Below are 9,262 nucleotides of genomic sequence, written 5' to 3'. Positions count from 1 at the left end.
AAGTACAAATGCTTCAGCAGAGTCCTTCAATGCAAAAATAAAAGCCTTTAGGGCTCAGTTTAGAGGTGTCAAAAATGTAGAGTTCTTCCTATTTAGATTAACAACAATTTTTGCATAAACACAACAATTGGTCTTGATCCATTTAAACCAACCTTGTAATGAATTACTTCAAAAAGTTAGGAACGGCCAATCTGTTGATGCTAATTTTATGCGCATTGATCATTTTTGTAGCAGAATACTTGTTCCTTAGTGGAAATCCCAAACATGGCCTATTTGTTGGCCTTTGGGCACCGACCCTTTTAGGGGTCATGATTTACTTAAAACTTGTGGACAATGACAGCAAATGATATCGTTTTATGGTTTTCCGTTGTTGTTATTGTACTTGTTGCTGTTTGGGCCATACTTATGATACGGGCTTATAACAAGGCTAGCGATAGGAAATAAAGGTGTTGGGGGTAACCAGTGTTAATTTATCTTGGACAGTATAATTGTTCCGATTATCCTTAATTTAAGCCTATCATGAAAAACACCATCTCCGAGCGCATTGCCGATTTTCTAAAAAACTATCCTCCTTTCAACGCTATGGAGGCAAAACAACTGGAGCAGTTGTCCGTAGAAGTGGTAATTGTCCATAAGGAAACCAATACCCTCGTGTTTTCACAGAATGAAAGTCCACACGCCCATTTTTATGTGGTAAACAAAGGTGCTGTGGCATTGTCCAAAGCTGGGTCCAGTCAAATTTTGGATATATGTGACGAAGGTGATGTTTTTGGACTTCGCCCCCTTTTGGCCAACGAAAGCTACAAATTGGAGGCAAAAGCTTATGAAGAGACCATTCTCTACGCCATTCCCATCAAGGATTTTAAGCCCTTGGCACTCGAAAACAAGCGTATCGGAAATTTTTTGATCGAAAGCTTTGCTTCCAATACAGGCAACCCCTACTCTATTAAACATCGTGGAAAATTGTATGGTGCCAGTAGCGATTCCAATCAATACTCTAGTGATAAAATATTGGATCTACAGCCCATAAAATATTCCACGGATTTAATCACTTGCAAAAAAGGCACAAAAATAAAGACCATAGCCAACAAAATGACCAAGCACAACGTGAGCAGTATTTTGGTGGAAAAGGATAACCTGCCCGTTGGTATCATAACCGATAAGGACATTCGCAAAAAAGTAGCCACGGGACTCTTTCCCATCACCGCTTCGGCGAAAAAAATCATGTCCTCCCCCATTATCACCTATCCTAAAGGGCTTACGTTGGCACAATCGCAAATGGCCATGATGAAGAGCAATATCAGTCACTTGGTGCTTACGGAAGATGGCACTACTGATACAAAATCAGTTGGAATCTTATCCAAACATGATATTATGGTGGCGGTCGGAAACAATCCTGCTGTGCTGATGCGAGCCATTAAAAGAGCAACCAGTGCCAAAAGACTGCGGGGTATTCGCCATGGCATCATGAATTTATTACAAGGGTATTTAGATCAAAATATACCTTTGGGATTGGTATCCAAAATAATTTCCGAACTCAATGATGCATCAACCAAGCAGGCAATACAAATTGCCTTGACCAAAATGGAAGAAGAACCTCCCGTAAAATTTGCGTGGCTCAGTATGGGTAGCCAGGGGCGTGGTGAGCAATTGTTGAACACCGACCAAGACAATGCCATTATTTTTGAAGATGTTTCCGAAGAACAGTTGGAATCTACCCGAAAATATTTTTTAAAACTGGGTGAACGCATTTCCAAAGGGCTGAACACCATCGGTTTTGAGTATTGCCCAGCCGATATGATGGCTTTTAATCCCTCCTGGTGTCATAGTTTGAATGAATGGAAAGAGGTTACCTCCCATTGGATTCATAATCCAGGCCCGGACGAGATACTGTTGTCATCCATCTTTTTTGATTATAATGTAACCTACGGCGATAAATCACTCGCGGATGAGCTTTCCATAAGTATTTTTGACCAAGCCAACCATTATCCGCAATTCTTTACCCATTTGGCCAGTGGTGCCTTGCAAAATCCTTCGCCATCAGGTTTTTTTAGGGATTTTTTGGTGGAACAGGATGGAGCACACAAAGATTTTTTTGATTTAAAATTACGTGTCCTTATGCCCATTATTGATGCCGCTAGGGTACTTATATTGTCACATTCCATCAAATCCATAAACAACACTGCTGAGCGTTACGAAAAGTTGGCAGAACTGGAACCGAACAACAAAGAACTTTACCTTGCGTGTTCCTATGCCAGCAAAGCTTTGCTCAAGTTCAGAACAAGACAGGGGCTGTTGCACAACGATTCGGGTCGGTATATTGCTTTGGATAAATTGAACAAGGAGGAGAAAATCAAACTAAAGCGAACTTTTAAAACGGTAAAAGAGATCCAATCTTTGATTGAGGTAAGGTTCCAGGTAAAAAATATGTTGCGCTGATGTGGCCCTTTTCCAAAAAGAAACCTTTGGAACTTCCCGATTTTTGGTGGGAGTACGAGGAGCATTTCAAAGAAAAGCTTCCAGATGATATCCATGCAAATACTTTTGTGGTGCTGGATACGGAAACAACAGGCTTTAGCTTAATCAAAGACCGAATGTTGTGTATTGGTGCTTTAAAATTATTGGACAACAATATAGTGGTAAAAGATAGTTTTGAAATATACGTTCAGCAGGAACACTATGATTCGGAAAGTGCTGAAATTCATGGGATTTTAAAGAAAAGTAAAAAGGACAGCATCTCGGAGCTTGATGCCTTAAAGCAGTTTCTGGTTTATGCCAAAAATCATATTTTGGTGGGGCACCATGTTATGTTTGATGTGAACATGATCAACGCTGCCCTAAAAAGAAATGGGCTGCCCAAGCTCAAAAACAAAACTTTGGATACCGAATCACTCTACATCAGAACATTGTTGGTATCTACCGTAGTTCAAAAAAAAGAAAGATACTCCCTTGATGATTTGGCCAAAAAGTTCAGTATTTCACGAAAGGATAGGCATACGGCTTTGGGCGATGCCTTTATCACTGCCATTGCATTTTTAAGAATTGTAGAAAAATTGAAGCCCAAAAAAACAAAGGATCTCCTTAAAAAATAAGAAGACCCTTTTTATTTAGAATTCATTTAAAGGCTTTCCTTTATAATGTTGTCCACCACTTCTGGATTCAACAAGGTTGAAGTGTCCCCCAAATTACTGGTGTCTTTGGAAGCAATCTTTCTAAGGATTCTCCTCATGATCTTGCCACTTCGTGTTTTGGGCAGTCCTTCGGTAAACTGGATTTTATCCAGTTTGGCAATCGGTCCAATATGTTCGGTAATCAATTGATTGATTTCCTTTTTCAGGTTATCACGGTTACGGGTTTCCCCGGTTTCTTTTAAAATAATGTACCCATACAAGGCATTTCCTTTAATCTCGTGCGGGAATCCAACAATTGCAGATTCTGCTACGGCCGGGTGCTCGTTAATGGCGTCTTCAATCGGTGCGGTACCCAAATTATGACCGGAGACAATGATGACATCATCTACCCTACCGGTAATTCGGTAATAACCGACCTCATCTCTCAAAGCTCCATCCCCTGTGAAATACTTTCCTTTGAAAGCTGAGAAATACGTGTCTTTATAACGCTGGTGATTGCCCCAAATGGTTCTGGCGATGGATGGCCATGGGTATTTGATGCACAATCTTCCATCTACTTGGTTCCCTTTGATTTCCTCACCATTTTCATCCATTAGCGCAGGTTGAATTCCCGGCATGGGCAAGGTGGCGTATGTTGGCTTTGTGGGTGTGGAAAATGGTATGGGAGAAATTAAGATACCCCCTGTTTCAGTTTGCCACCACGTATCCACAATAGGGCATTTTTTCTCACCCACATGGTCGTTGTACCAATGCCATGCCTCCTCGTTGATAGGTTCTCCAACAGTTCCCAAAACCTTCAAGCTGGAAAGGTCGTGATTGGTAACAAAGTCCAAGTTTTCCTTGGCCAAGGCCCTAATTGCCGTAGGAGCAGTATAAAACTGGTTTACTTTGTGTTTTTCCACTACATCCCAGAATCGTCCAAAATCTGGGTAAGACGGTACCCCTTCAAACATTACCGTAGTCGCTCCATTGGCCAATGGCCCATACACAATGTAAGAGTGCCCCGTAATCCAACCAATATCTGCCGTACACCAATACACATCTTCTTCGCGGTATTGGAATACGTTTTTAAAGGTATATGCGGTATAAACCATATATCCCCCGGTGGTATGCACCATTCCTTTGGGGCGGCCTGTTGAACCTGAGGTGTATAAAATGAACAATGGGTGTTCGGCATCCACAATTTCGGGGACACAATCCGAATATGCCTTATCCAAAAGTGGCTGAATCCAGATATCGCGCCCTTCTTTCATAGTTACTTCACCACCCGTACGCTTGGTTACCAGTACGGTCTCAACATCTGGACAGCTTTCCAAAGCTTCGTCCACAATGGATTTTAAGTCGATAACCTTGGTTCCCCTAAAAGAACCGTCGGAAGTAAGTACCATTTTGGCACCACAATCATTGATCCTGGTTGCCAATGCCGTTGATGAAAATCCTGCAAAAACAATGGAGTGAATGGCTCCGATTCGTGCACAGGCCAAAAGTGCAATGGCCAAATCAGGAATCATAGGCAAATAAATAACTATCCTGTCCCCTTTTTCAACACCTTTTTCCTTAAGCACATTGGCATACTTACAAACGCGTTCGTGAAGTTGGCTGTATGTAATATGTTCTGCTTCTTCATTAGGGTCATTGGGTTCAAAAAGGATGGCTGTTTTATCACCTCGAATCCTTAAATGGCGGTCAATACAGTTTTCGGTAATGTTCAGCTTGGCTCCTTTAAACCAACTGATCTCTGGCTTGGTAAAGTCCCATTCCAAAACTGAATCCCATTTTTTACGCCAGTGAAAGTGTTCTTCGGCTATTTCTTCCCAAAATCCTTCGGGGTTTCTAACGGATTTGCGATAGACTTGAAAATATTCTTCCAAATGTTTGATGTGGTAGTTACTCATTGGGTTTGATAAATTTTTATGCGGCTTAAAAATAGGAAAAAGAGTGCAATTTCAGAGTCATTTCAATGATCTATTGCCTCACCTGCTTGGTTGGGAACGCGGATGTTCTCAACAATTTCTTGTACCTCTTCGGGCGGCTCGGCGGTAAAGAGGTTCACTACGATGGCAACGATAAAATTGACCAGCATGGCTATGCTTCCAAAACCTTCGGGCGAAACACCAAACCACCAACTTTCCTGTAGGCCAGCGACAGCTTCTTTTCCTCCTTCAAAAATTCCGAATTTGAATTTCAGCATGTAGAAAAGCATTAGACAAAGACCCACGACCATTCCGGAAATGGCGCCTTTACTATTCATTTTTTTATAGAAAATCCCTAAAATAATGGCCGGGAAGAACGATGCCGCAGCAAGACCGAAAGCCAGGGCAACCACAGCCGCCACAAAGCCTGGCGGATTGATACCGAAATACCCCGCAACAACAACGGCAAGGGCTGCAGAAATCCGAGCTGCCCAAAGTTCTCCTTTTTCCGAAAGGTCCGGTTTAAGTACGTTCTTGATCAAATCGTGGGAAACCGAGGAGGAAATCACCAATAACAGTCCTGCTGCGGTAGATAAAGCTGCTGCCAGTCCACCAGCGGCAATCAAACCAATGACCCATGCGGGTAAATTGGCTATCTCAGGGTTGGCCAATACCATAATATCCCGATCAACCGTCAATTCGTTTACTTCTGGCGAGGCAACATACTGAATCTTACCATCTCCATTTTTATCTTCATGGGCTATCAATCCTGTTTTTTCCCATCGGTTGAACCATTCAGGCATATTGGCATATTCTTTACCGCTAACGGTTTCAATGAGATTTGTTCTTGCAAATACGGCAACTGCCGGTGCTGTGGTATACAAAATAGCGATAAACAACAGGGCCAAACCTGCAGATTTTCTGGCATCGCGCACTCTTTTTACGGTAAAAAAGCGAACAATTACGTGAGGTAATCCTGCAGTGCCCACCATTAAAGCCAAGGTAATGGCAAACACATCAATCGTACTTTTTGAACCATCGGTATAGGCTGCAAAACCGAGTTCTTCAGATAAACCGTCCAATTTATCCAAAAGATAAGTTCCAGAACCATCGGATAAGGTATCGCCAAAACCAAGTTGTGGAATTGGGTTTCCTGTCATCTGAATGGAAATAAAAATGGCGGGCACCATAAAGGCGAATATCAAAACGCAATATTGTGCCACTTGGGTATAGGTGATCCCCTTCATTCCACCGAGTACGGCATAGAACAGCACAATTACCATTCCGATAACAACACCTGTATTGATATCAACTTCCAAATATCGTGAAAACACAATGCCTACACCTCGCATTTGGCCGGCCACATAGGTAAAGGAAACGATAAGGGCACAGATGACCGCCACAACACGGGCTGTTTTGGAATAGTAACGCTCTCCGATAAAATCGGGCACCGTGAACTTTCCAAATTTCCTCAGGTAGGGTGCCAACAGCAGTGCCAAAAGCACATAGCCACCTGTCCATCCCATTAAATACACGGCACCATCATACCCTGCAAAAGAAATAATTCCTGCCATGGAAATAAAAGAGGCCGCTGACATCCAATCCGCTGCCGTAGCCATACCGTTGGCCAATGGGGAAACCCCTCCACCAGCTACGTAAAATTCTTTTGTTGAACCGGCTCTAGACCAGATGGCAATCCCTATATAAAGTCCAAAGGATAGTGCGACCAGTACATAGGTCCAAATTTGTACATCATTCATTAGTTGTGGTTTTATTCAGTTGGTTGATTTATTCCTCGTCGTAGCCGTATTTCTTGTCCAATCTGTTCATTAGGCGTACGTAGACAAAAATGAGGATGACAAACACATAGATGGCTCCTTGCTGTGCGAACCAAAATCCGAGTTTAAATCCGCCCATACGAATGTTGTTCAAAGCATCTTTAAAAAGGATTCCTGCTCCGTAGGAAACCAGAAACCATATCATCAAAAGAATGACCAAGTATCTTAGGTTCTCTTTCCAATAGGCGGTGGCCTTTTTTTGTTTTTCTGACATGTTATATTGGTTGGTTTAGTTATTCAAAATTGTGCGGTATGAATATATCAAATTAGATTCAACAATTATGAATGAACAAGCAACAAAAAAAAGGGAATTCACAGAACTCCCTTTTGATTATTGGTTAGATAACAAGTATTTGGCGGTTATTTTGACAAATATGCTTTTACATTTGTTAAGATTCGTTCCTGAAAATTGGTAACATCTGCTTTCACAAAAGTATCTCCTGTAATATTCTCAAAAAGCTCAATGTATCGGTTGGAAACCGACTCAATATACTCGTCCGACATTTCGGGAACCGATTGCCCTTCCAAGCCTTGAAAACCATTGGAAATAAGCCATTGTCTCACAAATTCCTTGGACAATTGTTTTTGGGGTTCGCCTTTGGCTTGGCGCTCATCGTACCCATCGGCATAAAAATATCGTGATGAATCGGGGGTATGGATTTCATCGATTAATACGATTTTCCCGTCTTTGGTCTTACCGAATTCATATTTGGTATCCACCAAAATAAGTCCCCTTTTGGCCGCTATTTCGGTTCCGCGTTGAAAAAGGGCCCGTGTATATTTTTCCAAGACCTCGTAATCCTCTTTGGAAACAATACCTCGCTCTAAAATATCTTCTTTGGAAATGTCTTCATCATGATCTCCTTTTTCGGCTTTGGTTGCTGGGGTGATGATGGGTTCCGGAAACTTATCGTTATCCTTCATCCCTTCGGACATTGGAACACCGCATAACAATCTTTTTCCTGCTTTGTATTCACGGGCAGCGTGGCCGGACATATATCCTCTGATTACCATTTCCACTTTAAATGGTTCACAAGCTTTGCCCACAGTGACGTTGGGGTCGGGAGTCGCCATCAACCAGTTGGGAACTATATCCGCTGTGGCCTCCATCATTTTGGTGGCTATTTGATTCAATATTTGACCTTTATAAGGAATTCCCTTTGGCATTACCACATCAAAGGCGGACAAACGGTCCGTGGCCACCATCACCAAAATATCATCTTCCAAGGTATAAACCTCTCTTACTTTTCCTTTATAAACAGATTGTTGCCCAGGAAAATTGAAATCCGTGGACATTAGCGTATTCATTCCCATAATTATGTTAGAATTGATTCTGGTGCTCTATATTTTGATAGGCATCAATCACCTTTTTCACCAATTTGTGTCGGATCACATCTTTATCGTCCAAATAAATAATACTGATGCCATCCACATTCTTCAAAATAAGCAAAGCTTCTTTAAGCCCTGATATTACCCTTCTTGGCAAATCAATCTGCCCTGGATCGCCCGTTAATAAAAACTTGGCATTCTTGCCCATCCGGGTCAGGAACATCTTCATTTGAGCATGGGTAGTATTCTGTGCCTCGTCCAAGATTACAAAAGCATTGTCCAACGTTCTACCGCGCATAAAGGCCATCGGAGCAATTTGTATGGTACCGTCCTCAATGTATTTTTCCAATTTTTCAGCAGGAATCATATCCCTAAGGGCATCGTACAAAGGTTGCATGTACGGGTCCAGCTTTTCCTTAAGGTCGCCCGGCAGAAAACCAAGGTTCTCTCCTGCCTCTACCGCAGGACGCGTTAAGATTATGCGCCTTACCTGCTTTTCTTTTAAGGCTTTTACGGCCAAAGCTACTCCTGTATAGGTTTTTCCCGTTCCCGCAGGGCCAATGGCAAAGACCATATCATCCGTTTTGCAGGCATCTACCAAACGTCGTTGGTTAGCGGTCTGGGCTTTTATCAACCTGCCGCTCACCCCATGTACCAAAACATCTCCACTGCTTGAAGATGAGGTATAATCGGCTTTGCTGGTACTGGTGAGTATCCGCTCGATCATGTTCTCATCCAGCTTGTTGTATTTGGCAAACTGACTGGTCAACTCATCGAAGCGCTTATCAAACTCTTCCAAAAGTTCTTCATCGCCGAATACCTTTATCTTGTTCCCCCGTGCCACAATCTTAAGCTTTGGAAAATATTTTTTCAGCAGCTCAATATTGGCATTTTGTTGCCCAAAAAATTCTTGGGGGCTAATCTCCGTAAGTTCAATTACAAGTTCGTTCAAAAATTGTGTGGTGTTACAGTTGTTTTTGAAGAATTTTATTCTTTCTTTTTTGACTAATTTTACAAACAAACTTAACTAAAAATCAATTTGAACACGGAA

9 protein-coding genes are annotated in these 9,262 nt (G+C 42.1%); 4 read left to right on the top strand and 5 right to left on the bottom strand.

Features of this window, described 5'->3' with window-relative positions:
• The 4 genes from AC13CC_RS07965 to AC13CC_RS07950 form a co-directional block, all read left to right on the top strand.
• Positions 1-118 (top strand): transposase (locus AC13CC_RS07965; RefSeq protein WP_482875575.1); only part of this gene is annotated, 118 nt, incomplete at its 5' end.
• 40 nt (positions 119-158) lie between these two features.
• On the top strand, positions 159-347 hold the full coding sequence (locus AC13CC_RS07960) for a hypothetical protein (RefSeq protein ID WP_326279956.1): 189 nt from the start codon (positions 159-161) through the stop codon (positions 345-347).
• 172 nt (positions 348-519) lie between these two features.
• Entirely contained in the window at positions 520-2,439 is a 1,920-nt protein-coding gene (locus tag AC13CC_RS07955) for a DUF294 nucleotidyltransferase-like domain-containing protein (protein WP_326279954.1), read from the top strand.
• A gap of 26 nt (positions 2,440-2,465) precedes the next feature.
• Entirely contained in the window at positions 2,466-3,092 is a 627-nt protein-coding gene (locus AC13CC_RS07950; protein WP_326279953.1) for a 3'-5' exonuclease, read from the top strand.
• Between the two features lie 26 nt (positions 3,093-3,118).
• Here AC13CC_RS07950 and acs read toward each other — a convergent pair whose 3' ends face one another.
• The 5 genes from acs to AC13CC_RS07925 form a co-directional block, all read right to left on the bottom strand.
• Positions 3,119-5,026 (bottom strand): acetate--CoA ligase, encoded by a 1,908-nt coding sequence (gene acs, locus AC13CC_RS07945; protein WP_482876445.1) that lies wholly within the window; start codon positions 5,024-5,026, stop codon positions 3,119-3,121.
• Positions 5,027-5,088: 62 nt separating this feature from the next.
• Entirely contained in the window at positions 5,089-6,804 is a 1,716-nt protein-coding gene (locus tag AC13CC_RS07940) for a sodium:solute symporter family protein (protein ID WP_482876447.1), read from the bottom strand.
• Between the two features lie 28 nt (positions 6,805-6,832).
• On the bottom strand, positions 6,833-7,096 hold the full coding sequence (locus AC13CC_RS07935; RefSeq protein ID WP_326279947.1) for a DUF4212 domain-containing protein: 264 nt from the start codon (positions 7,094-7,096) through the stop codon (positions 6,833-6,835).
• Positions 7,097-7,242: 146 nt separating this feature from the next.
• Positions 7,243-8,190 (bottom strand): phosphoribosylaminoimidazolesuccinocarboxamide synthase, encoded by a 948-nt coding sequence (locus tag AC13CC_RS07930; protein WP_482876449.1) that lies wholly within the window; start codon positions 8,188-8,190, stop codon positions 7,243-7,245.
• A 13-nt stretch (positions 8,191-8,203) separates the two neighbouring features.
• Positions 8,204-9,163 (bottom strand): PhoH family protein, encoded by a 960-nt coding sequence (locus tag AC13CC_RS07925; protein ID WP_326279944.1) that lies wholly within the window; start codon positions 9,161-9,163, stop codon positions 8,204-8,206.
• Between the last annotated feature and the right edge of the window lie 99 nt (positions 9,164-9,262).

The organism is Flagellimonas sp. L-11, from assembly GCF_056857735.1.
This window is presented reverse-complemented; position numbering and strand designations above follow the sequence as displayed.